At 70.4% G+C, this 24,991-nt stretch carries 23 protein-coding genes, 2 pseudogenes and 1 riboswitch; of the genes and pseudogenes, 10 read left to right on the plus strand and 15 right to left on the minus strand.

Going from position 1 to position 24,991, the window contains the following annotated elements:
• The 4 genes from AB0K28_RS41680 to AB0K28_RS41695 form a co-directional block, all read right to left on the minus strand.
• Window positions 1–504, minus strand: a complete 504-nt coding sequence (locus tag AB0K28_RS41680; protein ID WP_364381371.1) for a WYL domain-containing protein — start codon at window positions 502–504, stop codon at window positions 1–3.
• A 64-nt stretch (window positions 505–568) separates the two neighbouring features.
• Window positions 569–1,012, minus strand: coding sequence for a hypothetical protein (locus tag AB0K28_RS41685; protein WP_364381374.1), 444 nt, complete (start codon window positions 1,010–1,012; stop codon window positions 569–571).
• Window positions 1,013–1,103: 91 nt separating this feature from the next.
• Window positions 1,104–2,942, minus strand: a complete 1,839-nt coding sequence (ilvD, locus tag AB0K28_RS41690; RefSeq protein ID WP_364381377.1) for a dihydroxy-acid dehydratase — start codon at window positions 2,940–2,942, stop codon at window positions 1,104–1,106.
• Window positions 2,943–3,093: 151 nt separating this feature from the next.
• Window positions 3,094–3,921 (minus strand): nuclease-related domain-containing protein, encoded by an 828-nt coding sequence (locus AB0K28_RS41695; RefSeq protein WP_364381380.1) that lies wholly within the window; start codon window positions 3,919–3,921, stop codon window positions 3,094–3,096.
• Window positions 3,922–4,061: 140 nt separating this feature from the next.
• On the opposite strand from AB0K28_RS41695, the gene AB0K28_RS41700 reads away from it, so the two are divergent.
• The 3 genes from AB0K28_RS41700 to AB0K28_RS41710 all read left to right on the plus strand — a co-directional run bounded on the left by AB0K28_RS41700 (window position 4,062) and on the right by AB0K28_RS41710 (window position 6,262).
• The gene (locus tag AB0K28_RS41700; RefSeq protein WP_364381383.1) at window positions 4,062–5,468 is read left to right on the plus strand and encodes an amidase; all 1,407 of its coding nucleotides are present in this window, start codon (window positions 4,062–4,064) and stop codon (window positions 5,466–5,468) included.
• Window positions 5,469–5,520: 52 nt separating this feature from the next.
• Window positions 5,521–5,808 carry a hypothetical protein gene (locus AB0K28_RS41705; protein WP_345388051.1) on the plus strand — a complete coding sequence of 96 codons (288 nt, stop codon included), beginning with the start codon at window positions 5,521–5,523 and terminating at the stop codon, window positions 5,806–5,808.
• A gap of 91 nt (window positions 5,809–5,899) precedes the next feature.
• Window positions 5,900–6,262, plus strand: coding sequence for a TPM domain-containing protein (locus AB0K28_RS41710; RefSeq protein ID WP_345388048.1), 363 nt, complete (start codon window positions 5,900–5,902; stop codon window positions 6,260–6,262).
• 136 nt (window positions 6,263–6,398) lie between these two features.
• Here the strand turns inward: AB0K28_RS41710 and AB0K28_RS41715 are convergent, their stop codons facing one another.
• From AB0K28_RS41715 to pepN, 3 genes are all read right to left on the minus strand, one after another.
• The gene (locus tag AB0K28_RS41715) at window positions 6,399–7,349 is read right to left on the minus strand and encodes a hypothetical protein (protein WP_345388045.1); all 951 of its coding nucleotides are present in this window, start codon (window positions 7,347–7,349) and stop codon (window positions 6,399–6,401) included.
• Window positions 7,350–7,550: 201 nt separating this feature from the next.
• Window positions 7,551–8,840 carry a protein kinase gene (locus AB0K28_RS41720; RefSeq protein WP_364381387.1) on the minus strand — a complete coding sequence of 430 codons (1,290 nt, stop codon included), beginning with the start codon at window positions 8,838–8,840 and terminating at the stop codon, window positions 7,551–7,553.
• Window positions 8,841–8,924: 84 nt separating this feature from the next.
• Window positions 8,925–11,468 (minus strand): aminopeptidase N, encoded by a 2,544-nt coding sequence (gene pepN, locus AB0K28_RS41725; protein ID WP_364381390.1) that lies wholly within the window; start codon window positions 11,466–11,468, stop codon window positions 8,925–8,927.
• 89 nt (window positions 11,469–11,557) lie between these two features.
• On the opposite strand from pepN, the gene AB0K28_RS41730 reads away from it, so the two are divergent.
• Window positions 11,558–12,178: a disulfide bond formation protein DsbA gene (locus AB0K28_RS41730; RefSeq protein WP_345388036.1), complete on the plus strand. Its 621-nt coding sequence runs from the start codon at window positions 11,558–11,560 to the stop codon at window positions 12,176–12,178.
• A 101-nt stretch (window positions 12,179–12,279) separates the two neighbouring features.
• A complete protein-coding gene (locus tag AB0K28_RS41735) occupies window positions 12,280–13,683 on the plus strand; it encodes an aldehyde dehydrogenase family protein (protein ID WP_364381394.1) in 1,404 nt (467 codons plus the stop codon).
• On the opposite strand, the gene AB0K28_RS41740 is transcribed toward AB0K28_RS41735, so the two are convergent.
• Window positions 13,680–14,411: an SDR family oxidoreductase gene (locus tag AB0K28_RS41740; RefSeq protein WP_364381397.1), complete on the minus strand. Its 732-nt coding sequence runs from the start codon at window positions 14,409–14,411 to the stop codon at window positions 13,680–13,682. The two genes, AB0K28_RS41735 and AB0K28_RS41740, sit on opposite strands and share 4 nt — an antisense overlap.
• A 9-nt stretch (window positions 14,412–14,420) precedes the next feature.
• Window positions 14,421–14,906: a peptide deformylase gene (gene def, locus AB0K28_RS41745; protein ID WP_345388033.1), complete on the minus strand. Its 486-nt coding sequence runs from the start codon at window positions 14,904–14,906 to the stop codon at window positions 14,421–14,423.
• Window positions 14,907–15,004: 98 nt separating this feature from the next.
• On the opposite strand from def, the gene AB0K28_RS41750 reads away from it, so the two are divergent.
• Window positions 15,005–15,472, plus strand: a complete 468-nt coding sequence (locus AB0K28_RS41750; protein ID WP_345388030.1) for a ribose-5-phosphate isomerase — start codon at window positions 15,005–15,007, stop codon at window positions 15,470–15,472.
• Here the strand turns inward: AB0K28_RS41750 and AB0K28_RS41755 are convergent.
• Both AB0K28_RS41755 and AB0K28_RS41760 read right to left on the minus strand, forming a co-directional pair.
• Complete coding sequence (locus AB0K28_RS41755) at window positions 15,469–15,615, minus strand: hypothetical protein (RefSeq protein WP_345388027.1); 147 nt, start codon at window positions 15,613–15,615, stop codon at window positions 15,469–15,471. The two genes, AB0K28_RS41750 and AB0K28_RS41755, sit on opposite strands and share 4 nt — an antisense overlap.
• A gap of 33 nt (window positions 15,616–15,648) precedes the next feature.
• Window positions 15,649–16,878 carry a GNAT family N-acetyltransferase gene (locus tag AB0K28_RS41760; RefSeq protein ID WP_364381402.1) on the minus strand — a complete coding sequence of 410 codons (1,230 nt, stop codon included), beginning with the start codon at window positions 16,876–16,878 and terminating at the stop codon, window positions 15,649–15,651.
• A gap of 118 nt (window positions 16,879–16,996) precedes the next feature.
• Between AB0K28_RS41760 and AB0K28_RS41765 the strand changes: the two genes are divergently transcribed.
• Window positions 16,997–18,112 (plus strand): PP2C family protein-serine/threonine phosphatase, encoded by a 1,116-nt coding sequence (locus tag AB0K28_RS41765; RefSeq protein ID WP_364381405.1) that lies wholly within the window; start codon window positions 16,997–16,999, stop codon window positions 18,110–18,112.
• 128 nt (window positions 18,113–18,240) lie between these two features.
• Here the strand turns inward: AB0K28_RS41765 and AB0K28_RS41770 are convergent, their stop codons facing one another.
• A complete protein-coding gene (locus AB0K28_RS41770; RefSeq protein WP_345388022.1) occupies window positions 18,241–18,837 on the minus strand; it encodes a response regulator transcription factor in 597 nt (198 codons plus the stop codon).
• Window positions 18,838–18,990: 153 nt separating this feature from the next.
• On the opposite strand from AB0K28_RS41770, the gene AB0K28_RS41775 reads away from it, so the two are divergent.
• Window positions 18,991–20,295 (plus strand): site-2 protease family protein, encoded by a 1,305-nt coding sequence (locus tag AB0K28_RS41775; protein ID WP_364381408.1) that lies wholly within the window; start codon window positions 18,991–18,993, stop codon window positions 20,293–20,295.
• 22 nt (window positions 20,296–20,317) lie between these two features.
• Here the strand turns inward: AB0K28_RS41775 and AB0K28_RS41780 are convergent, their stop codons facing one another.
• The gene (locus AB0K28_RS41780) at window positions 20,318–21,106 is read right to left on the minus strand and encodes a hypothetical protein (RefSeq protein ID WP_364381411.1); all 789 of its coding nucleotides are present in this window, start codon (window positions 21,104–21,106) and stop codon (window positions 20,318–20,320) included.
• Between the two features lie 165 nt (window positions 21,107–21,271).
• Here AB0K28_RS41780 and AB0K28_RS41785 point away from each other — a divergent pair.
• Together AB0K28_RS41785 and AB0K28_RS41790 are read left to right on the plus strand one after the other, a co-directional pair.
• Window positions 21,272–21,415: pseudogene (locus tag AB0K28_RS41785) on the plus strand (ATP-binding cassette domain-containing protein); the annotation flags it as partial.
• Window positions 21,413–21,851, plus strand: a pseudogene (locus AB0K28_RS41790) (response regulator transcription factor); the annotation flags it as partial. The pseudogenes AB0K28_RS41785 and AB0K28_RS41790, both read left to right, overlap by 3 nt.
• A gap of 99 nt (window positions 21,852–21,950) precedes the next feature.
• Here AB0K28_RS41790 and AB0K28_RS41795 read toward each other — a convergent pair.
• Both AB0K28_RS41795 and AB0K28_RS41800 read right to left on the minus strand, forming a co-directional pair.
• The gene (locus tag AB0K28_RS41795; protein WP_364381414.1) at window positions 21,951–23,267 is read right to left on the minus strand and encodes a DUF2716 domain-containing protein; all 1,317 of its coding nucleotides are present in this window, start codon (window positions 23,265–23,267) and stop codon (window positions 21,951–21,953) included.
• Window positions 23,268–23,866: 599 nt separating this feature from the next.
• Window positions 23,867–24,823, minus strand: coding sequence for a hypothetical protein (locus AB0K28_RS41800; RefSeq protein WP_364381417.1), 957 nt, complete (start codon window positions 24,821–24,823; stop codon window positions 23,867–23,869).
• 5 nt (window positions 24,824–24,828) lie between these two features.
• Window positions 24,829–24,967, minus strand: a riboswitch (cyclic di-AMP (ydaO/yuaA leader).
• Between the last annotated feature and the right edge of the window lie 24 nt (window positions 24,968–24,991).

The raw sequence follows: 24,991 nt of genomic DNA on the forward strand, positions 1-24,991 counted from the left end.
TCAGGCAGCTGTGTTGGAGGCGCGCCGCTTGCGGCGCTGGAACGGCAGGAACCGGTCGGCGAGGTGCGGCCTGGACGGTGTGAGCGTCGGCTCGACGGCGATGATGCGGTCGAACCTGAACGCCCTGATCGCCCGGCGCATCCTGCACACGCCGACGAGGTACCAGTATTCGCGGTGCACCAGGCACGTCACCGGCTCCACGTCACGCGCGGTGACGCGGCCAGAGGCGTCGCGGTAGTGCAGGCGGACGTTGAGCCGGCTGGTGATGGCGTCGGCCATGAGCCTGGCCCGCGCGGCGACGTCGGCAGGCAGCGGCTCTGTGAGGGTCGTGAGCGTGGTGGCGATGACGTCGTCGTCGAGGTCGAGGTGCTCGAATGCGTGCTGCAGGCCACGCCGTGCGGTGACGGCCTGGGGCCCCGCTCCGAGGTGGGCGAGGGAGAGTGCGAGTGCGGCGATCTCGGCGGTCGTCAGCGGGCGAGTATCGTGCTTCACGACTGTCGTCATACCCCAACAATAGAGATGACGACCGACATTTTTCGAAAACCTGTCCGGAAGGACACCCCTCACATCAGGGATAGTGGCGGTATCCGGCGGCTCTCGCCTCCTCCTCCGTGCAGAAGAACCGGTCCTGCAGCGGCGTCGTGTAGAACTCGTCGCCGGGGACGTTGTAGCTCATGGCGGCCATGAAGCCGGAGGCGACGACCGGCAGGCCACCGCACCTGACCACGTGGTACGGGTACCGCGTCATCTCGGCGACCATCGGCGTGAAGGACGCGAGCGCGTACACGACCGCGGCCGCCGCCAGCGCCCGCAGCCAGTCCGGCCGGAAGCGCAGCAGCGCGAGCGGGATCAGGCCCACGAGGAAGGCCAGGCCGAACAGCCCCAGATAGGGAACCGCGAACGCCACCCACGACCGTCCCCATAACGCGACGACCACCGCGAGCAGCCACAGCGCGGGCACGCCTGCGACGAACGCGGCCAGCCACGCGCTCGCGCGCAGATATGACCTCATGTGGGATGAGATGCCGGACCACGTGGGCCGGTTCCCTCGGAGACGCGAGAACCCCCGCCGCAGTGCGACGGGGGTCCTTCGTGTCGGTGCGTCAGCGGGAGAGCTGCGTCAGGTCGCGGGAGGCGCCCGTGGAGGCGGACGTCGTCATCGCCGCGTACGCCTGCAGCGCCACGCTCACCGGCCGGTTGCGGTCGCGCGGCCGGTAACCGCCCAGCTCGGCCAGCAGCCGCTCGCGGCGCTGAGCCAGCTCGTCCTCCGGCACCCGCAGCTCGAGACCCCGGTTGGGGATGTCGATGTCGATGATGTCGCCGTCCTCGATCAGCGCCATCGCCCCGCCCTCGGCCGCCTCGGGTGAGGCGTGGCCGATGGACAGGCCGGAAGTGCCGCCGGAGAAGCGCCCGTCGGTGACCAGCGCGCACGCCTTGCCCAGGCCCTTGCCCTTGAGGAAGGACGTCGGGTAGAGCATCTCCTGCATGCCCGGGCCGCCCTTGGGGCCTTCGTACCGGATGACGACCACGTCGCCGGCCTTGACCCGCCCGCCGAGGATGCCCTCGACGGCCTGCTCCTGCGACTCGAACACCACGGCCGGACCGCTGAACGTCCAGATCGACTCGTCCACGCCGGCCGTCTTCACGACCGCGCCGTCACGCGCGATGTTGCCGTAGAGCACGGCCAGGCCGCCGTCGGCGGTGTAGGCGTGCTCGCGGTCGCGGATGCAGCCGGCCTCGCGGTCGAGGTCGAGGGTGTCCCAGCGGTTGTCCTGGGAGTAGGCCTTGACCGTGCGGACGTTGCCGGGCGCCGCGTGCCACAGCTCGACGGCCTCGGGCTTGACCGACGGCGAGCGCACGTCCCAGGCCGCCAGCACGTCGGCCAGCGTGCCGCCGGTGACCGTGGGCACGTCGCGGTGCAGCAGCCCGGCCCGGTCGAGCTCGCCCAGGATGGCGGGGATGCCGCCGGCCCGGTGGACGTCCTCGACGTGGTATTTGTCGGTGGCCGGGGCGACCTTGCACAGGCACGGCACCCGCAGCGAGATCTCGTTGATCTCCTTGAGCCCGAAGTCGACCTCCGCCTCGCGGGCGGCGGCCAGCAGGTGCAGGATCGTGTTGGTGGAGCCGCCCATGGCGACGTCGAGGGCCATCGCGTTCTCGAACGAGGCGCGGGTGGCGATCGAGCGCGGCAGCACCGACTCGTCGCCGTCCTCGTAGTAGCGGCGGGTGATCTCGACGAGCTGCCGGCCGGCGTCCTCGAAGAGCTGCTTGCGGGCCTTGTGGGTGGCCAGCACGGTGCCGTTGCCGGGCAGCGCCAGGCCGATGGCCTCGGTCAGGCAGTTCATGGAGTTGGCGGTGAACATGCCGGAGCACGAGCCGCAGGTCGGGCAGGCGTTCTCCTCCATCTCCAGCAGCTCGGCGTCGGAGACGGAGTCGTCGGCGGAGGCGATCATCGGGTCGATCAGGTCGAGCTTCTTGCCGGGCGTCTTGCCGGCCTCCATGGGGCCGCCCGAGACGAAGACCGTCGGGATGTTCAGCCGGAACGCGGCGAGCAGCATGCCCGGCGTGATCTTGTCGCAGTTGGAGACGCAGATCAGCGCGTCGGCGCAGTGGGCCTCGACCATGTACTCGACGGCGTCGGCGATCAGCTCGCGCGACGGCAGCGAGTAGAGCATGCCGCCGTGGCCCATGGCGATGCCGTCGTCGACCGCGATCGTGTTGAACTCGCGGGGGATCGCCCCCGCCTCCCTGATCGCCGCGGACACCACGTCGCCCACCTCGCGCAGATGCACGTGGCCAGGGACGAACTGGGTGAAGCTGTTGGCCACGGCGATGATGGGTTTACCGAAGTCGCTCCCGGCTACGCCGGTCGCCCGGAGCAGGGCCCGGGCACCGGCCATGTTCCTGCCGTGGGTGACTGTACGTGACCTGAGGGCGGGCATTGGGCTTCTCCCATCGCTTGGTGAGTCTTCACATGGTACGGCCACCGCCCGGTACATGAGACGACTGTCCAGACGCCGGACATCCCGGCGTGAAAAAAACCGGCCGCCCGTCTCGGTGATCGAGACGGGCGGCCGGTCGACGTCTGGTCGGTCAGCCCTCGCCGTAGCGCGGCGGCAGCACCTGCGCGGCGATGTCGTAGATGCGGTCGATCTCGGCGGCGGTCAGCGCCCGCTCGCGCTTCGTGATCCACTTACGGGCGCGATCGCCCTGGTAGACGTCCACGTCGCGGATGGTCATGATCTTCCACGGGACCGGCGGGCCGTAGATGGCCAGCGACGGCACGACCGAGATCTCCCGGCCGAACATCTCGCTGATCAGCTTGCTCGCCTCCGTCGCCTCCCACTTGGCCTCGGTGAGCCGGGGCTTCATGTCGAAGGGGCCGTGGAAAAGCTTTTTGCCCATCTGCACGCGTACGGGCAGCCGGCGATCCCACTTCTCGGAGTCGACCGCGTACACGCCGGTCGGGCCCACCACGAGATGGTCGATCTGCGCCTCGCTGCCGGGAATCGCACGGGCGTGCAACGTGCGGTAGCCGCTACGTTCGAGCTTCTTCAACTGCGCCTCGGTGCGGCGCTCCGCGACGGACGAGCGCCGCCACGCCGGCACGGACGAGTGGGACCGCGAGCGGTAGACCGCCTCCAGGATGGCCGCGATCACGCCCGCGGTCACCCCTATCCGCCAGTCGTGCACAAGGAAGCCCACCGCCAAGCCGACGGCCACCGCCACCAGAGCGCGGTTGCGCAGGCGGCGGACCCGTGGTTGTTGCAGCAGGCTGCGCACGGACGCGCGCTCGACCGGCGCGTACGTGGAGGTGGGCGCCGAAGGCCTCGCAGCGGCGGTCTGCTCGCTTTCTGGCCGGTCGCTCACCCAGATGGGTGAGGCGTTGTGACCGTCTTCACGCTGGTTGTCGGAGTCCACGCAACTCACCGTAGCCCGGGGTTTCGATCGATTCCTAGTGTTGTCGTGTCCATAGTTTTATGGCCCGGCTCATCGTGTTCCACGCATGTTTTCGGGGTATGTCTTTTGTTCTTCTCTAGAGATGTCCAAGGGTTCCGAACGTGCCTGAACTCCACGAGCTGTCCGCGCTCGACCAAGCCCGCTCCATCCGTTCGCGCGACATCTCGCCCGTCGAGCTCACGCGGCACTACCTCGACCGGATCCAACGCATCGATCCGGACATCGGCGCCTACGTGACCGTGACCGGCGAACAGGCACTCGACCAGGCACGCAGCCTGGAACGCGAGCTGCCCGACGGGCCGCTCGCCGGAGTGCCGATCCCGGTCAAAGATCTTAACCTGGTGAAGGACGTGCCGATCCGTTTCGGCTCGGCCACCTACCGTGACTTCGTCGCACCCGTCGACGACACCGTCGTCACCCGCCTGCGCGCAGCCGGCACGATCATGCTCGGCAAGACCGCCACCCCCGAGTTCGGCCTGCCCTGCTACACCGAGACCTCCGTCGGGCCGCCCGCCCGCTCACCGTGGGATCCGCGCACGTCGGCGGGCGGCTCCAGCGGGGGAGCCGCCGCCGCCGTGGCCGCCGGGCTCGCCCCCGCCGCCCACGGCAGCGACGGCGCGGGCTCGATCCGCATCCCCGCCTCGGTCTGCGGCCTGTACGGCATCAAGCCCACGCGCGGGCGCATCAGCTTCGCGCCGATCATCCCCGACCTCGCCGGTCTGTCCACGAACGGGCCCATCGCCCGTACCGTCGCCGACGCCGCGGCCCTGCTCGACGTCATGGCCCACAACGCGCCCGGTGACCTCTACCTGGCGCCGCCGCACGAGGGCACGTTCCTCTCCTGCGCCTTCCGCGAACCCGGCCGGCTGCGCATCGCCCGCTACGCCGAGCCCGTCGTGCCGGAGGCGGAGGTCGACGCCGAGGTGCTGGCCGCGTACGAGGAGGCCGCCAAGACCCTCGCCGACCTCGGCCATGACGTCGTCGAGATCCCCCGTCCCTTCGGGCCCGACGTGGTGCCCACGTTCGTCACCCTCTGGTACGCCTTCGCCTGCATGCACCCCGTACCCGAGGAGAACGAGCATTTGCTGCGGCCACTCACCCGCTGGCTGCGCCGGCGCGGCCACGCCACCTCGGCGCCCGGCTTCCTCCAGGCCCAGGCGCAGCTCCAGCTCGCCACGCGCGCCGCCCTGGAGATCACGAACGCCTACGACGCCGTCCTCACCCCGACCGTCACCCAGCCGCCCCGGCCCGTCGGCTGGTTCGAGGACGTGGACGACCCGGAGGAGAGGTTCGAGCGGATGAAACGCTTCGCCGCCTTCCCCGCCATCTACAACGTCAGCGGCCAGCCCGCCGTGAACCTGCCCCTGCACTGGAGCGCCGGCGGGCTGCCCATCGGTGTCATGCTGGCCGGCCGGATCGGCGAGGAGGGCCTGCTGATCTCCCTGTCGGCGCAGGTGGAGGCGGCCAAGGGCGGCTTCTGGGGCTCCCGGCGGCCCCCGGTCTGGTAAGACACCCGCGGCGGGTCTGGCCGGACCCGGCGGCGAGGATTACGGTCTTGTTGTGAACAGCGCGGCAGAGATCCTGCTCTTCCTCATCGGGGCGTCCATGGGGCTGTTCGTCCTGATCACCCTGCTCGTCCTGCTCCCCGGCCGCGGCTCCGCCCGGCCCCGCTCGGGCCCCATCTGGCTGGGCGGCCCCTCCAGGAGCGAACGCGGGGTGAGCACCTCCGGCCTGGCGCTGGCCGACCGCGTACCGGAGTGGGCCGACGTCCCAGAGCACGACTGGGTGACCGCCGCGGAGACCGCCGAACCCAGCGCCCGCACTGGCGGCGCCTCCGCCGGCTGGTGACCCCCATGCCCCACCTCCCCACATCCCTGGCCCGCCGCACCACCGGCCGAAGGCTGATCGCCGCCCGTCCCACCACCTGGCGAGGTACGTCATGCGAGGACTGACCGCCGCACAGGCCGACGACATCCGGCAGGCGTTGCACACCGCCGAGCGGCGCAGCGGCCTGCGCTTCGGCCTCTTCATCGGCGAATCCGCCGGCGGCCGGCGCCACTTCGCCGAACGCCTCCACGCCGCACTCGGCACGGAAGCCCCCGACGCCGTCGTCATCTTCGTCGACCTGAACGGACGCGGCCTGGAGATCGTCACCGGCGAGAACGCGAGGCGCCGCCTGAGCGACGGCGCCTGCCGGCTGGTCGCGATGTCGATGGCCACCGCGTTCAGCGTCGGCGACCTGGCGGGCGGCCTCCTGTACGGCATCGCCGCCCTCGGCGAACACGCCACCGCCCGCCGCTGACCCCCCTCGCCCCGCCACACCGAAGCCGGCCCGCAGGGGGAGCACCCACGCCGCCGGGACGTCCACACTCTCGTCGTCCCGCTCCGCCGGAGCGGTCACTCACAGCCCGGAAACGGGGCCAGAGAAGGCAGCGCGGTCAGAGGCGTTCGAGCAAGGTGACGATGTGGCGGCTGACGCCCTCCAGCAGCGTCGCGGGCTCGATGGGCGCGTCGGCGACCGCCGAGAACAGCGACGGCAGGCCGGGCAGCGGGAACCCGTCGTCCTTGAGCGCCGCCGCACCCACCGCGTTCTTGTCGAGCGAGGCCCGGCTGCGCTCCCAGGCGTCCAGCACCTCCTCAGGGGACGGCACCCCGAACCCGTGCCCGACCGGCGCCGCGTGCCGCAGCCGTACGAGCGGGGTCTCGGCGAAGGTCAGCGCCGTACGGGCCCGCGTCTCCAGGTCGGCGCGCGGCTCGGGATCGATCCAGTGCATGGCCGTGCAGGGGTTGCGGCAGGCGGCCACGCACACGGCCAGCGCCCCGGCGACCTGGCTGTGCTGCCGGTCGAAGTACGCCCGCCACCCCGCGGCCGGCTCCACGGAAACGCGCAACGTCCGGTTGGTGGCGGACTGCTCGGACTTGGTGTGATCGCACTCCCGATCCCCGATCACCCCGAACCGGCTGCCCACCGCGCTCAGCCCCTCAGGCCACCGCGCCGGATCGCCGGCGTGCCCGAGCTGCGGCTCGAAGGCCAGCAACGGCAGGTACTCGCTGGCGATGTGCACGGCCGCGATCATCGGGCTGAGCTCGCGCCGGTGCCAGCGGGCCGCGATGACCTCGAGCAGCAGCCCGTACGCGGGCCGCAGCGACTCCAGGGCGCCGCGCGGCTGCTCGCGCGGGGTCTGCGGCATGTGGCAAGCCCGGGCACGCCGCCGCAGGTCGGCGGGCACCACCCGCGCCTCGGCCGCGAAGTCCTCGGCGTCCAGCGAAAGCAACCGGTGCCCGAACTCGCACACCTCCTCGATCTCCCCGGCGGGCGCGAGCGCACCGAGATCGGCGAAGGCGTAACGACGGGCAAGGGCGATGAACAGGTCACGAGTCGAGTCCACGCGATGACTTTCTCACGATCAGCGCCCGATGACGGACATACACCCCTCGATCCCCCGCCCGCAACGCCCGGCTGAGCGCAGGAGCAGGGCGAGGCGCCCCGGACAAGCACAGGAGAGGCTCGGAACGCTCACAAGAGGTGCGGGACGGAGCCGGAAAACGTGGGCGAGGGCGGAACGCCCGCTAAGGGGCTGGCGGCCTGGTTAGGGGCAGGGGGCGCGGATGCACTGGATCTCGCCCGTCGGCTTGCTGACCGTGGGCTCCGACGTCGGCTCCTCAGGGCCTGGCGGGGTCGTCGGCTCCTCCGTCGGGGTCGGCTCTGGCGGCGTCGTGGGCGGGGAGCTGGGGGTGCGGGTCGGGGTGGTGGGGGTGGTGGTCGGGTGGGAGACGCTGGGCGCGGGGGTGCTCGTCGCCGACGGTTTCGGGGTGGGGGAGCGCCGGACGGGCTGGGCCGTGGGGCGCCTGGGGGTGGCCGTGGGGGTGGGAGGCACGATGTCGACCGGGGTGCCGAGGAACGTGGGCGGCGAGACGTTGGCGCCGCCGCTCGTGGGCTCGGCGGGACGCCACCACACGGTCCCGGCCACGACGGCGGTGACGATGACGGCGATGAGCATGGTGAGCCCGGCCCGCAGCGTCTTGTTGCGGCGCCGCGGCGCGGGCAGCTCGCGGGGGGCGCTCAGCGCCTTGCGCGCCGCCTCGGCCATCTGCGGCGCGGACTGCCAGCGCGCGTCGGGCGACTTCTCCAGCGCCCTGGTGACGACCTGCCGCGGCCCGGGCGGCACGCTGTCGGGCAACCGGGGCGCGGGGGAGTTGAGGTGCTTGAAGATGATCTGTACGGGAGTGTCGCCCTGGAACGGCAGCTCCCCGCTCAGACACTCGTACGCCACCACCCCCAGCGCATAGACGTCGACCGCGGGCGTCACGTCGCTGGCGGTGGCCATCTCGGGAGCGCAGTAGCCGGCCGAGCAGAGCATGGTGCCGGTGGCCGTGAGCTGCCCCGCCGAGGCGGAGTGGGCGATGCCGAAGTCGGTGAGCACCACGCCCCCACCGGCCCTGACCATGAGGTTGGCCGGCTTGACGTCGCGATGCACGATGCCCTGGGCGTGGGCGGCGGCCAGCGCGTCGGCGACCTCGGCGACCAGCCGCATGGTGGTCTCGACGCCGAGCGGCCCGCGCCGCAGCACCCGGTCGAGCGACTCGCCCTCGACGTAGGCCATCACCAGGAAGCTGACCCGGCGCCCCTCGACCTCGCAGACGCCGTAGTCGTAGACGTCGACGACGCCGGGGTGGCGCAGCGTGGCCATGGCCCTGGCTTCGTTCTGGAAACGCTGGATGAAGGTCGGGTCTTCGCTGAGCGCGGGCATCAGCACCTTGACCGCGACCGTGCGCCCGAGCACGGTGTCGCCGGCACGCCACACCTCGCCCATGCCGCCGCCGCCGAGACGGTCGCCGAGCACGTAGCGGTCGTTGAGGGTGGTCCCCGCGCCTAGCACCGTTCGAGGCTAACACCGCACCCGGGGTGCCATCGTCAACTCGATGTAGCCGGTAGGCCACGGAGACCTACCGGCTGTGACCGATCAACCTGCCGCCGCGGCGTCCTTCTCCCGGTTGCGCAGCGCGCGGCCGACGCCGTCGGCGCCCTCGAGGATGAGCCTGCGCAGCGCCTGCGGCGGCTGCGCCTCGGTGAGGAAGCGCTGGGCGGCCTCGACCGTGGCGGGCTCGATGAGGAACGAGGGGAAGCAGCCGACGGCGAACGTCGAGGCCTGGTCGAACGTCCACTCCTTGTAGATGCGCCCGGCCTCGGCGAAGTACTTCTCCCTGTACGGCGCCAGCAGGTCGATGTGGTGCGGGTCCTGGAAGCCGCCGATGGTGGCCCTGGCGATGTGGTTGGCCAGCTCGCCGCCCACGATGCGCTCCCACGCCGCCGCCTTGGCCTCGGCCGTCGGGATGGCGGCCCGGCACGTGGCGGCCGAGCGCTCACCGGTGGCCGTGGGGTCGCGCCGCAGCTCGGCCTCGATGTCGGCCTCGCCGCACCGGCCGCCGGAGACGAGCGCCTGCAGCAGCGTCCAGCGCAGGTCGGTGTCGACGGCCAGCCCGTCGGGCACCGAGGTGCCGTCGAGGATGCCCTGGATCAGGTCGAGGTCGCCGCCCGAGGTGGCGACGCCCGCGAACGCCTGCACGAAGGCGAGCTGGTGGTCGGAGCCCGGCGCGGCGGAGCCGAGCAGCGCGCGCAGCTCGGTGGCCAGCAGCGCGAGGCCCTCGGGCTGCCAGGCCGGGTCGGCGTACTGCTGCACGGCCTGCCTGGCCTGGCGCAGCACGGCCTGCAGGACCGTGATGTCGGTGACCGTGGCCGCGCCGGAGACGACGAGCCTGACGTAGTCGCGGGCGGGCATCTCGCCGTCGCGGGTCATGTCCCAGGCCGCCGACCAGCACAGGGCGCGCGGCAGCGACTCGGTGATCTTCGCGATGCCGCCGTCGACGAGCGTGCGCAGGGAGGCGTCGTCGAGGCGGATCTTGGCGTAGGTGAGGTCGTCGTCGTTGAGCAGCACCAGGTCGGGCTGCTCCTCGCCGACGAGCTGGGCCACCTCGGTACGGGCGCCGACGACGTCCAGCTCGACCCGCTTGGTGCGGGTGAGGGTGCCGCCGGAGAGCGAGTACAGGCCGATCGCGATGCGGTGCGAGCGCAACGTCGGGTAGTCGGCGGGAGCCTCCTGCAGCACCTCGAACTTGGTGAAGCGGCCCCCGGACACCTCGAACTCCGGCCGCAGCGTGTTGACCCAGGAGGTCTCCAGCCACTCCTTCGACCAGGCCGACAGGTCGCGCCCGGAGGTGCGCTCAAGAGCGTCGAGCAGGTCCTTCAGCTCGGTGTTGCCCCAGGCGTGCTCGGCGAAGTAGTCGCGGACGCCGGCCAGGAAGTTGTCCAGCCCCACGTACGCGACGAGCTGCTTGAGCACGGAGGCGCCCTTGGCGTACGTGATGCCGTCGAAGTTGACCTCGACCGCCTGCATGTCGGGGATGTCGGCGGAGATGGGGTGGGTGGAGGGCAGTTGGTCCTGGCGGTAGGCCCATGCCTTTTCCACGTTCGCGAACGTCGTCCACGCGCCGCCGCCCCACCGGGTGGCCTCGGCCTGGGCGAGCACCGACATGTAGGTGGCGAACGACTCGTTCAGCCACAGGTCGTCCCACCAGCGCATGGTGACGAGGTCGCCGAACCACATGTGGGCCATCTCGTGCAGAATCGTCTCGGCGCGCCGCTCGACGACGGCGTCGGTGACGCGGGAGCGGAAGACGTAGTCCTCCAGGAACGTCACGCAGCCCGCGTTCTCCATGGCGCCGGCGTTGAACTCGGGCACGAAGAGCTGGTCGTACTTGCCGAAGGGGTAGCGCACGCCGAACACGCGGTGGAAGAAGTCGAAGCCCTGCCGGGTGACCTCGAGGATGTTGTCGGCGTCGAGGTGCTCGGCGAGCGAGGCGCGGCAGTAGATGCCGAGCGGGATGCCGTCGTGCTCGGAGGTCACCTTGTGGTACGGCCCGGCGACGAGCGCGGTGATATAGGTGGACATGACCGGCGTGGGCGGGAACTCCCACCGCTTGGCGGTCTGCCCGGGAACGTCGCTCACCGTCTCGGCGGCGGCGTTGGAGACGACCTCCCAGTCGCCCGGCGCCAGCACGGTGAGCTTGAAGGCGGCCTTGAGGTCGGGCTGGTCGAAGCAGGCGTACATGCGGTGGGCGTCGGCCGTCTCGAACTGGCTGTGCAGGTAGACCTTCTGGTCGACCGGGTCGACGAAGCGGTGCAGGCCCTCGCCGGTGCGCATGTAGCTGCAGCGGGCGTCGACGACGAGCTCGTTGGCGGCGGCCAGGGACAGCAGCGGGAAGCGCCCCTGCCCGGCGTCATAGGCGCTGACGTCGAGGTCCTCGCCGTTGAGCGTGACCCGCCTGACCTCGGCGCCGTGCAGGTCGATGAAGGTGGACGACCCCGGGGCCGTGCTGGTGAAGCGGACCTTCGTGACGCTCTCGAAGCGCTCGTCTCCCTCGGTCAGGTCGAGTGCCACGTCGTACGACTCGACCGTCAACAGCCGGGCGCGCTCACGAGCCTCGTCCCGGGTCAGGTTGCCTGCCAACTTGCGCTCCTTTTCACCACTTCGTCGGGGTTGTCCGTATCCTGCCACGCCGGGAATAGGACCCGAACCACCTCAGGTTACGGGCTGACATGACAGAGAAGATTCCCGTGGATCTCTGGTTCGATCCTGCCTGTCCGTTCGCCTGGATCACCTCACGATGGCTGCTCGAAGTCGAGAAGGTCAGGCCGATCGAGCCGCGCTGGCGGCAGATGTCCCTTTACTTCCTCAATGAGGACAAGGACGTCCCCGCCGACTACCTCGAGCGGGCCGCCAAGGGCATGGGCTCCGTACGCGTCGTCGCCGCGGCCGCCGCCAAGCACGGCGAGCAGGTCATCGGCCCGCTCTACACCGCGCTCGGCACCCGCCTGCACAACGAGGGCCTCGGCAAGGAGTCCGAGCGGCTGCGCGAGGTCATCGAGGGCGCGCTCGACGAGGTCGGCCTCGACCGCTCGCTCGCCGACGAGATGCGCTCGGAGGACTACGACCCGGCCATCCGCGCCTCCCACGAGGAGGGCATCGGCCTGGTCGGCGAGGAGGTCGGCACCCCGATCATCCGCGTCGGCCAGAACGCCTTCTTCGGCCCGGTCATCACCAAGATCATTCGTGGCGAGGACGCGGGCAAGCTCTGGGACGGCGTCCTCATGGTCACCCAGTACCACGACTTCTTCGAACTCAAGCGCACCAGGACCAAGCGCCCGCAGTTCGACTGACCACTCCGGGAAGAAGAAAAGCGGGTCGCGGTGTAAAGGGCTTATCCCCGAGTGCGGATGAGCCCTCGCATCCCGGGCCGGGTCGCTGTCAGGATGGGTCCATGCGTCAGCTGTACATCGGCGGCTCCTGGACCGCATCGGCATCCGACGAACCCATCGAGGTCGTGAACCCGGCCACCGAAGACGTCATCGATCACGTGCCCGCCGGCACGCCCGATGACGTCGAGGCGGCGGTGGCCGCGGCCGGGCGCGCCTTCCCCGAGTGGTCGCGCACGCCCGCCGCCGAGCGCGGCAGACTGCTCGCCGAGGCCGCCGAGCTGCTGAGACAGCGTTCGCACGACATGGCCAAGACCATCGCGACCGACATGGGCGCGCCGCTCGGGTTCGCGCTCAAGGTGCAGACGCTCACGCCCGCCGCCGTCCTCGCCTCCTACGCCGAGCTGGCCGGTAGCCACCCGCGCGAGTCGCGGGTCGGCAACTCGCTGATCGTGAAGGAGCCGGTCGGGGTCGTCGCCGCCATCACGCCGTGGAACTACCCGCTGCACCAGGTCGTGTGCAAGGTCGCGCCCGCGCTGGCCGCCGGCTGCACCGTGGTGCTCAAGCCGAGTGAGGTGGCGCCGCTCGCCGCGTACGCGCTGGCCGAGATCTTCGACGAGGTGGGCCTGCCGCCGGGGGTGTTCAACCTGGTCAGCGGCCGGGGGCCGGTCGTCGGCGAGGCCATGGCCGCCCACCCGGGCGTCGACATGGTCTCCTTCACCGGCTCCACCGCGGCGGGCCGCCGGGTGGCCGCGCTCGCCGCCGAGACCGTCAAGCGGGTGGCGCTGGAGCTGGGCGGCAAGTCCGCCAACCTCATCCTGCCCGACGCCGACCTGCCGCTCGCGGTCAAGGTCGGCGTGGCCAACTGCTTCGTGAACGCGGGCCAGACCTGCTCGGCGTGGACCCGCATGCTCGTCCAGCGCGACCAGTACGACGAGGCCGTCGGGCTGGCCGTCGAGCTGGCCCGCGGCTACCGCGTCGGCGACCCCTTCGACGAGTCCACCAAGATCGGGCCGCTGGTCTCGGCCGCCCAGCGCGACCGGGTGACCCGCTACGTCAACCGGGGCCAGGAGGAGGGCGCCAGGCTGGTGGCGGGCGGCACCGAGCGGCCGTACGAGCGCGGCTACTACGTCGAGCCCACGGTCTTCGCGGCCGTCGAGCCGGGCATGACGATCGAGCAGGAGGAGATCTTCGGCCCGGTGCTGTCGCTGATCCCGTACTTCGACGAGAACGACGCCGTCAAGATCGCCAACGGCACTCCCTACGGCCTGGCCGGGGCGGTCTGGGCGGGCACCGACGAGCGCGCACTCGACGTCGCCCGCCGCCTGCGCACCGGTCAGGTGGCCGTCAACGGCGGCCGGTTCAACCCCATGGCCCCCTTCGGCGGCTACAAACAGTCGGGCCTCGGCCGCGAGCTGGGCGAGCACGGCCTGGAGGAGTTCTTGGAGATCAAGTCACTGCAGCTCTAGACGACCAGGCCGCCCGTGGCCAGGATGTTCTGGCCGGTCACCCACCGCCCGTCGGGGCCGGCCAGGAACGCGACCACGGCCGCGATGTCGTCGGGCCTGCCCAGCCGCCCCAGCGCGGTCATGGCGGGCGTCTGCGCCAGCGCCTCCGGCGGGTTGGCGCCACGCAGCATGTCGGTGTCGGTGGCGCCGGACGAGACCACGTTGACCGTGATGCCGCGCCCGCCCAGCTCGCGCGCCGCCACCTTGGCGAACTGCTCCATCGCCCCCTTGCTGCCGCAGTAGAGGGCCAGGGTGGGGGCGGGCACCCGCGTGTTGAGCGAGGAGACGTTGACGATGCGCCCGCCGTCGCGCATCACCCGGCCCGCCCACTGAATCGCCAGGAAGACCGCCTTGGCGTTGACCGCGAACACCCGGTCGTAGTCGTCGCCGGTGATGGCGTCGATGGGCTTCTGGGCCTCGGCGGTGGCGGCGTTGTTGACCAGGATGTCGAGGCCGGGCAGCCGCGCCTCCGCCTCGGCGAACAGCCGCCGCAGGTCCTCCTCGTCGCCGAGGTCGGCGCGCACGGCGTGTGCTCCCGTCTCCTTGGCGACCTGCTCGGCCGCCTCGGCGGAGCTCTGGTAGCAGAAGACGACCTCGGCGCCGTCGGCGGCCAGCCGCTCGACGATCGCCCTGCCGATGCCCCTGGAGCCGCCGGTGACCAGTGCGCCCTTGCCGGAAAGTACGCTCATGCCGCCAAGCTACGCCTTGAGCATGATCGTCCGGGCCTCGGTTCGCGGCAGGCGATCGATGTAGAGCTTGCCGTCGAGGTGCTCGGTCTCGTGCTGCATGCAGCGGGCCAGCGAGCCGCGCGTCTTGAGGCGTACGGGCCGCTGCAACCGGTCGAGCCCCTCCACCGACACGCCCGCGGCGCGCGCGACCGGCGCATAAAGCGGCTTGCGGGTGCCGCGGTCGGTCACCGACAGGCAGCCCTCCTCGTCGATCACCTCTTCAGGGTCGTCCACGGTCAGGACCGGGTTGATCACGTGTCCCTTCCGCCCCGCGATGTCGTAGACGAACAACCGCCGCGACACGCCGATCTGCGGGCCGGCCAGGCCGACGCCGTTGACCGCGTACATGGCCTGGAACATCTCCTCGATGAGCCTGCGCAGCTCGCGGTCGAAGTCCGTCACCGGCTCCGCGGGCGTGCGCAGGACGGGGTCGCCGAGGGCCCGGATCTCTCGCATGACTCTGCTCTCGCCTCTCGTGTAAGGATTGGATGTGCATAGGAGTCCTTACTCTACCGAGCGGGAACCTCTCGCCGGGGCTGTGGAAGACTGGCACCGTGCGTGTCTACATCGGTGCCGACCATGCCGGCTATGAGCTCAAGAACCACCTCGTGTCCTGGCTGAAGGACCACGGGCACGAGGTGACCGACTGCGGTCCCTTCGTCTACGACGCCGAGGACGACTATCCCGCGTTCGTCCTGCGCGCCGCCGAAGGCGTCGCCGGCGACCCGGGCAGCCTGGGCATCGTGATCGGCGGATCGGGCAACGGCGAGCAGATCGCCGCCAACAAGGTGCGCGGCATCCGCGCCGCGCTCGCCTGGAGCGAGGAGACGGCCGGTCTCGCCCGCGAGCACAACAACGCCAACATCGTCAGCGTCGGCGCCCGCATGCACTCCACCGAGGAGGCCACCAGGTTCGTGGAAGTCTTCCTGTCGACCTCGTTCTCCGGCAGCGAGCGCCACAGCAGGCGCATCGCGCAGCTGACCTCCTACGAGACCATCGGCCAGCTGCCCTCGCTCCCTTAGCCCTTGCGCTTGGCCTCGCGCCTGGGCATCTCGTCGCGCAGGGGCCGCCTGTCGGCGGCCTCCTGCTGGTTCTTCGACGGTCGCGACACGTCGCGGGCGCGCATCGCGACGACCGGCGTGATCTGCAGACTTTGCAAGGCCATGCCGTCGAGCCTACGTCAGGATCGCCGGGCGGGTCAGAAGACCAGCCCCGTCCACGGCCTCGGGCTCCACGACATCGCCGTGGCCAGCCTGTGCACGACGCCCGCGGTGTGCTCGCGCAGCAGGCCCGCCTGCAGCTGCTCGCCGAGCATCCCGTCGCCGAGGTACGCCGAGCCGAGCGCGGCCACCGGCAGCGTGACGTCCGGCTCGTCGTCCACCGGCTTGCACGTGGCGCCGGTCAGGTCGGCGGTCAGCCGCCAGCGCCGCGCGTTCCACGGGCAGACGTCGTCCTCGACTTCGATCACCACGTCCACCGGCGCCGCGTACGACCGCGCCGACAGCGCCCTGTCCACCTCGACCACGCGCACCCACAGCTCGTCGGCCCACCGGGCGCGGACCTGCCGCTGGTCGGCCAGCAGCGCGATCAGCGGGTCGTCGACCGGCCTGCCGTACGTCTCGACGCGGGTGACCAGGTCGCGGTCGAGCACGTTGCGCCAGAGCAGCGCGTACGCGGCCGGGTCGGCCGCCTCCAGCTCGCCCAGCATCAGCGTGCCCGCCGGGATGTCGTTCTCGTCCCACGACGACTTGATGCGGAACAACGCGTAGCCGCGCACGCCCTGGTCGTCCTCGGCCAGGATCGCCCGCAGCGGGCCGCGCCCCGCCTGGTCGGCCTCCTCGTCGGCCAGGATGCCCGTCCAGTGGTGCGCGTTGCGCTCGTAGCGGCCGGGGCGCCGCATGACGACGGCGGCGAAGAGCTTCTCCAGCTCCTCGCGCACCTGCGCGGGCTTGGCCACCCTGATCCGCAGCGACGGATCCTGGGGAGCGTTCCGCACGAACGCCGAGCGGCGGGTGTCGATGCGGAACGGCAGGCTGGTGGAGGCCCTGCCGTAGCCGTACCGGCCGTAGATGAGGGATTCGGACGCGTAGAGCGCGGCCACGGGCTCGCCGCGCTCACGGATGTCGGACAGCTGCCTGCGCATGAGTGCGGACAGCACCCCGCGCCGGCGGTGGGAGGGCAGGACGCTGACGGCCGTCACCCCGGCGACGGGCAGCTGCCCGCCGGGAACCGTCATCGTGAAGCTGTAGACGGAGGTGACGCCGGCCATCTGGTCGCCGTCGAAGGCCGCGAGCGTGCGGTCGAACTCCGTCTCGGCCTTGGCCCGCTCGATCATGGCGGGATGGGGCGCCCACCCGAACGCCTCTTCGAGCACCTGGCTGTAGACCGGGAACTCGGACTCGTCAATCGGACGGATCGGGTACGTCATCCGTCCACGGTAGGAGCGGGCAAAGGGGTGAGGCCACCGAATATACCTGCTTAATGATCAAGGCGTTGGTCAAGTGGGCTGCCCAAACAGGGGTCAGACCGATACAGTCAGGCGCATCATGAGTTCCCGTCCGGCGCCGCTGATCCCGCCACGGGTCCGCGCCGCCCTGGTGCGGGTGCCCTTCCTCGTGCACGTCGTCCGCTTCGTCCGGCGCGTGTTCATCGCGCGTGACCGCAACCTGCTCATCACGCTCATCGTGCTGGCGCTCGTCATCGGGTTCCTCGCGGCCGAGGTGTCCAACGAGTGGTTCTCGCCGTCGCTGCTCATCCTCGTCACGCTCGTCGGCGGGCTCCAGCTCCGGCTGCGCAGCCTGATCAAGCTGCTGGTGGGCGTCGGGGTCTCGCTGGGCTACGTCGCCGTCAACCTCGGCGCGGGCCGGGTGGGGCTCGGGCTCGGCGTGACGATCCTGTTCACCACCGTGCTCGCCGTGCTCATGGCCCGCACCAGGGGCAAGCTCGGCGTCCAGGGCCTGCGCGGCGACGCCATGCTGCTGGAGCTGCGCGACCGGCTGAAGAGCCAGGGTGAGCTGCCCCAGCTGCCGAAGGACTGGGGCGCGAAGGTCGTGCTCAAGCAGGCGGGCGGCTCGTCGTTCGGCGGCGACTTCCTGGTCTCCATGCGCGACGGCGACTCCGTCGAGATCGCTCTGGTCGACGTCTCCGGCAAGGGCGTCGACGCCGGCACCCGCGCGCTGCTGCTGTCGGGCACGTTCGGCGGCCTGCTGGGCTCGGTCGACGACTTCCTGCCCGCCTGCAACGCCTACCTGCACAGGCAGCGCGGCGACGAGGGCTTCGTCACGGCCGTGCACCTGCGACTCGACCTCGCCACCGGCGACTACACGATCACCTCGGCCGGGCATCCGCCGGTCGTGAAGTTCGACGCCGGCACCGGCAACTGGCAGGTCGCCTCGGCCAAGGGCGTCGTGCTCGGCGTGGTGCCCGACCTGCACTGCGAGCCCGACAGCGGCACCCTGCGCAAGGGCGACGCGCTGCTGCTGTTCACCGACGGCCTCATCGAGCAGCCCGGCCGCGACATCGACGCCGGGCTCGACCGGCTGCTCGGCGAGGCCGAGCGGCTGCTGCCGTCGGGTTTCCGCGACGGCGCCAGGGCCCTGGTCAACGCCATGGCCTCCGGCCACAACGACGACTGCGCGCTGGTGCTCATCTGGCGACCGTGACGTTTCACACGGGACGAGTCGTGACACCGGTCACTTTCAGCGGACGCCGCCCGGCTGAGATCCTCTAGGGGGTCGGGCCCCGGCGGAGCGGCGCGGCTCCACCGGGTCCCGTCACGCGGCTCCTCCCATCACAACCAGCCGCAGTCGCTCGCGATGCGCACCGCGTCGAGCCGGTTGCGCGCGCCCGTCTTACACATGATGCGCGACAGGTGGTTGCGCACGGTGCCGACCGACAGGAACAACTCGTCGGCGATCTCCGTCGAACGGGCGCCGCCCGCCGCGATGCGCAGCACGTCGAGCTCGCGCCTGGTCAGCGGGTTGGTGGCGCACTCCAGCGCGGCCACGGCCAGCTCCGCCTCGATCGCCCGATGGCCCGCGGCCACCTGGCGCACGCCCTCCGTCAGGTGCTCGGGGCGTACACACAGGCTCATGAAGCCCAGCGTGCGACCCGCCAGCGCCTCGCGGACCTGGGCCGGGTTGGGGGCGGCCGACAGGAGCAGCACCCCGCAGCGGGGCGCGTGCTCGGCGAGCAGGGCGCTCGCCGGCCGTCCTGGAAGGTCGAGATCGACGACCGCCACGTCAGGATCGGCGTCCAGCGCCGCACGGACCACCTCGTCGGCGTGTCCTGCCTCGGCCACCACCCGCATGTCGGGCTCGGCTCCGAGCGTGGCGAGCAGACCACGGCGCACCAAGGGAAGGTGCTCGGCGATCAGTATGCGGATCAAGACGTCCCCCTCCGTCGTCTCTTAGGGTGATCGTCTGATCGCACCCTGTCAATGCCCGTCAAAAGCGGTACGCCGTGCGGCGTGGCGAGTTCGACTACTCTGGGGCTGTCGGACCTTTCGTCTGTCCTTATCGTTTGCCGGGAGCGCGTCTAGATGAACTGGCTCTACGCCGTGGGGATCATCCTGTTCCTCCTCGGCCTGATGGTCTCCATCGCGCTGCACGAGCTCGGTCACCTGGTCCCCGCCAAGCTCTTCGGGGTCAAGGTCACCCAATACATGGTGGGGTTCGGCGGCACCGCGTGGTCCCGGCGCAAGGGCGAGACCGAATACGGCATCAAGTGGATCCCGTTCGGCGGCTACATCCGCATGATCGGCATGCTGCCGCCGCGTCCCGGCGACGACCCGACCAAGGTGCGCAGCACCGCCACCGGGCCGTTCCAGGGCCTGATCGAGTCGGCCCGCGACGCCGCCCAGGAAGAGGTGCGGCCGGGCGACGAAGAGCGCGTCTTCTACCGCAAGAAGTGGTGGCAGAAGGTCATCATCATGTCGGGCGGCCCGGCGATGAACTTCGTGCTCGCCTTCGTCTTCTTCAGCATCCTGCTGGTCGGCATCGGCCTGCCCACCTGGGCCCCGATCGTCTCGCCCGACACCAACACGTGCGTGATCCCGATCTCCGAGCAGCGCGCGCAGTGCACGCCCGCCGACAAGCCGACCCCGGCCGCCCAGGCCGGCATGAAGCCGGGCGACGAGATCGTCGCCTTCGACGGCAAGAAGATCACCTCGTGGGACGACGCCACCAAGCTCATCCGCTCCCACGGCCCCGGCCCGGCCAAGGTCAGCATCGTCCGCGACGGCAAGCCGATGACGCTCGACGTCACGCTCATCGCCCAAGACCGGCCCAACCTCGACGACCCGACGAAGATCGACAAGAACGTCGGCTTCCTCGGCGTGCTGCCCACCGAGGTCATGGAGAAGCAGAGCATCGGTCAGGTGGTCGGCTACATGGGCGACCTGTCGGTCAGGGTCGCGAGCTCCTTGCTCAACCTGCCCAACAAGATGGTCGGCGTCTGGCACGCCGCCTTCTCCGGCGAGGAGCGCGACCCCGAGGGCCCGGTCGGCGTGGTCGGCGCGGGCCGCATGGGCGGCGAGATCCTCGCCTCCGACCTGTCGACCGAGAAGAAGATCGCCATCTTCGTCAACCTGCTGGCCGGCTTCAACCTGGCGATCGGCATGTTCAACCTGCTGCCGCTGCTGCCGCTCGACGGCGGCCACATCGCCGGGGGCCTGTGGGAGGGCATCAAGCGGGCCTACGCCAGGATCATGCGCAGGCCGGAGCCCGCCTATGTGGACATCGCGAAGGTGCTGCCGGTGACGTACGCGGTGGCGATCGTCATGATCATCATGGCGGGCCTGCTCGTCTACGCCGACCTGGTCAACCCGCTCACGCTGACGAACTGACCCCTTGGCGGTCCGCTGGGCGTCACCAGCTCAGCACCCGCAGCCGCGCCCGCTCTCCGGCAGGTCGCGCCTGCACCCGCAGCTCGGGCACGGCGTCGCGCAGCACCGTGATCCCGAACGGCACCAGCACCAGGCACAGGGCGGCGCCCGACAGGACGCCGTCGACAAGCTCGCTCCTCTTCAGCACGCCGGTCCACAGCCACCCGGAGAACACGAACAGCGCGAGCCGCCCGGTGCCGAACACGCCCGAACGGAAGGCGGCCGCGCCGAGGACCAGCGTCCCGAGGTAGAGGCCGAAGGCGGCCGAGACCGGCACCCGCCAGGGCCCGTAGGAGATGTCCGCGTACAGGTCCATGACGATCCCGGTCGTCCGCTCCAGCCCGAGCGTCCCGATGAGCCGCAGGGCCGTCTCGTCCACCCCGGCCCAGTACAGGCGCGAGAACAGCCCCACGACCAGCAGCGCGCCGCCCAGGAGGGCCGCTCGTGGCGAGCGCGTGGCGACCACCCTGGCCAGCGTGGCGAAGGCCAGGCACAGCACGATGGCGCCTGCCGTGTAGAGGGCGTACCCGGCCGTGGCGAGCCCGGGGTTCACGACGTACGCGGCCAGCTGCTCGGGTGCGGCGAACGGCTGCGCGGCGAAGGACGCCCGCTGCTCCGGCGTGAAGTCCGCCGTGCTCCACGCCAGATGGCGCAGCGCCAGCCCGGCGAACCACAGGAGCGGGCCGAGCACCAGGGCGCCGCCACCGAGGAGCCGCCCGGGGAACCAGGCGTTGGTGTGGACCGACGGGGGAGTGAGGGTGATCGATGACATGGCGCTCACCCTGGCGTGCGGGAGAAGACCGCCGCATCTGCCGTTCGGCAGGTACGGGATGCCACTTTCGTCATGCGCGTCTCCTGCCCGATGGTGGCGGAGGTGCTGGTCGTAGCACGCTGAATGCGCCAATCACCGATGGGCCGACCACGGAAGGACGCGCGCATGCCACCAGTGATCGAGGTACGCGACCTCCACAAACGCTACGACGACAAGATCGCGGTCGATGATGTCTCGCTCACCGTCCAGGAGGGTGAGATCTTCGGCATCCTCGGTCCGAACGGCGCCGGCAAGACCACGACCGTGGAGCTGACCAGGCTCGGCGTCACCGCGCGTGTGCCGGTTCTGACGACCTACGACACCGACACCCGCGTCCTTCCCGCGATCGAGGCGGGTGCGACCGGGTACCTGCTCAAGGACTCTCCGGGAGGACCTGCTGCGGGGTGCGCGGGCCGCCGCCAAGGGCGAGAGCGTGCTGTCCCCTTCGGTCGCGGCACGGCTGATGAACCGGGTCAGGCCGCCCGCGCCGCAACTGCTCAGCCGGCGTGAGCTTGAGGTCCTCGAACCCGTGGCGGCCGGGAACACCAACCGTGAGGCGGCCGCCCGGCTGTTCATCACCGAGGCCACGGTCAAGAGCCACCTTCTGAACATCTGCGCCAAGCTCGGCGTGGGGGATTGCGCCGCCGCCGTCACCGAGGCGTTCAACCGGAGGCTGCTCGTCCCACGCGCGCCTGAACAGCCCTGACCCTTCACCCCGTGGTGGCGGAGAGTCTTTTCAGAGTGTGGGAATGGCAGCTGCTCCGATCGGCCTTTGTCGGGTTGAATCCGCGCGGGCGGCATGTCGTCAGGGACCGAAGCTCCAGACGTTGCCGATCGGGCGCCCACCGCGTCGCAGGACGGTGCCGAGCAGCGCGGTCAGTTCTTCGTCCACGTGTGCCAGGAGTTCCTCGCCGAAGACACACAGGGAGGCTTCGCGCCAGTTGCCGAACGTGCCCATCCTGAGGTCCTTGGTGACCTGGATGACGTGTTCATCGACGAGGTAGGCGTAACTTGCCCAGCGTGGTTGACCTGGCTCACCGGCACGGAGCGGATCCATACGGGATCCGCTGATGTGCCACTTGAGACAGTAGAGTCGATCTCCAGATCGAGCACCGGCGCGTATGCCGCGCTTGATGACCTCCTCCACCTGGGTCAGCAAGGGATCGTTCGAGCGCTCGACGGTGGCGAGAAGCCAGGTGGCGGAGTCTGGAGGTTCGATGATGCCGCGATCGGCGGTCTCATAGGTCACCTCGAACCGGGTCTCGAACCGCTTCCAGATCTCGTCGTGCTCGGGGTCGGACAGGAGTTGCTTCGTGGCACGGTCAGTGGCCGGCTCACCTGCGGGCGCCCATCGGTAGGTGCTCACCTGGGCGATCTCATGAAAGCCCGTGGTGACGTAAGCGGGCACCAGCGAGTCGGGCGCTTCGGCTACGAGATATCGCGGCGTACGGGGCCGGAACACGCGTAGACCACGCCATTCGGCCCATGCGGCCGCGGCTTGGAGTAGTTCGCGGCGGGGGCCGGTGATGCCTCCGATGGCTGCGAAGTCGGTGCCGCCCACGCGTTCGATCCAGAGCGCGTCCAGGATTCGCCCGTCGTACTCCAGCACCAGGATCTCCATCTCCAATCCCGTCCCGCGGGCCATTCCGTCGGCCTCCATCTCCGAGAGCGGCCGTCGTTGATCGGGTGCGGCCGCGGCCCTACGGGAGAGTCGCTCACGTTCTCCGGAGAGAGGGTGCCGTACCTGCATGCCCGGCCGAAGGAGTTCGAGCGACGGGACGTCCGCGATGTCAGCCACGAGAACGGTGCGCTCCGGCCCGGGGATGAAACCCGCGGCCCGCAGCGATTCGCCGAGTAGCGGAGAGTCGTGAGCGTAGACCTTCCACTCGATTGGCTCGTGGCGCGCGGCGAAGAGGTCCTGCTGTCGACGGATCAACTCCGCCAGGTCGTCGCTGGCTGGACCGGTGTGGTCGACGGTCCCGTGGGTGCCATAGTGGGTGCGCACCAGCGGCCCGTCCCGCTCGACGACGGCTCCCCATGGCAGGTCCTGCGGAACCAGGCCTCGTAACTGGCTTTCAAAGACAGACAGCAGCATCTCAGGCGCTTCGGCCACGTCATCCACCTCTACTCAGTCCTGATCAACTCATATGCCGCTCACGCATGAGGGCCGCCTCCTCGAATGATCGAGGTTGAATCCTGCAGGAACCAAGGCACATATGTCCACGAGCTGGGGTAATTCAGACCCTTAGCTCTCGACGGCCTGGCTGTACACGACAGGAGCCGGTGCCGGTTCTTGACCCCTCGCGGCCTGCTCCGGTCAGGCCCCGTGAGCAGGCCGTCCACGCGATCGACGAGCATGCAACTAAAGCACGCCGGAGCATCACCGATGCCGGTGTGCCGACCACGGTCGCGCCGACCACAGATCGCACAGGACACCTCGGCCGCCCGGAACCACGAAGGGTGGGGCCAGCTCGCCGCGGTCGGAACAGACTACTTGGCCTGGGTGCGCGGGTAGCAGGACCCGTTTCACCCTGAGTACCACCTCGCACCAGATGCGACATGCTCGCATCTGATGCGAGATCCGTCTGGCGAACCTCGAAGTCAGCAGGCAGACGGCCGTGCACAACAACCTCGATGAAGGTCACCCGGGCAGGACGATGACCAGCTCAAATGCCTTCTTCAAATGCGCGAATAGCCCATCAGATGCTATTCGTCCCTCTTTCAGTTCATCGAGATGTGCACGTGGTCGTAGTGGTTCTCGGTGATGCTGCCGCGGTCGGACATCGTGCGCCAGCCGCTGCCGGAGTTGATGCGCTGCTTCCAGATCACGTACTTCACGCCGAGCTTGTCCTTGTTCTGCAGCGCCCACTCCGCGAGGCGGTCGCCGAGCGCGTTGTTGGCGGCCGTGGGCATGCTGCCGCCGGTGCTCATCATGAAGTCGCAGGCCCGGCCGAGCGGGTGCTCGCCGCTGGAGCCCCCGCGGAAGCAGCCGACCGTGAACGGCAGCGCGAAGTTCTTCTCCACCTGGGCTTTCATCAGCCGCGTACGCGGGGTGATGTTGTCGGTGCCGCCGGGCAGCTCGGGCGCCCAGGTGCCGTTGGACTTGCGGCCCGTGGCGACCGGCACCAGGTCCTGCAGCTTCTTCTCGATGTCCTTGATGACGTCCTCGGCCTCGCCGCGCTGGCCGGCGACCGTGGCGGCGTCCGACTTGATCTTGGCCGTCAGTGCGGCGGCCTCCTCGCTGGCCTTCTTGCGCTCGTCGCGGGCCTTGGCCACGCTCTGCACGACGGCCTGCTGCTCGGCGGTGAGCTGTTCGAGCAGGGCCGCGCTGCCGCCGTTGCTGGGCAGCATGAAGCCGGGCAGCGACGGGTCGATGTTCTGGTAGCGCAGGCGGGCGATCTCGGCGACCCGCTGCTCGGCCGCGGCCAGCGTCTGCTCGGCGGCGGCCAGCTTGGCCTGCGCGTTCCTGGCGGCCTCCTGCGCCTCGGCCAGCTCGACCCGCTTGAGATTGTACTTCTCGATGAGCTTGTCGACCTTGTTGTTGAGCTGCTTGAGCTGGGCGCGGAGCTCGGACTCGGTCGGTTTGGGCGCGGCCGCCGCGACGTTCGCCGGGAGGATGGCGAGGGCGGCGGCGGTGACGAGACCGATGGCAAGTTTCGCGGGGGACGAAGCCGCCACGTAGGAGTTCCTCTCCCTCTGCCGGCCGGGTTAGCTGACGGGTTCGGGCATGGAGCTCCCTACCGCTGTCGCGGATTCACCCCAAGGTGCGGATTGGGTCCCCGGCTCCCGGGCGACGCGCCCGGGATTAGGCGGGCGGTCGGCCGGGTTACGGCCGCCGCATATGGG

Origin of the sequence: Nonomuraea sp. NPDC049504 (genome assembly GCF_040676845.1) — a bacterium.
Classification (GTDB): Bacteria; Actinomycetota; Actinomycetes; order Streptosporangiales; family Streptosporangiaceae; genus Nonomuraea; species Nonomuraea salmonea.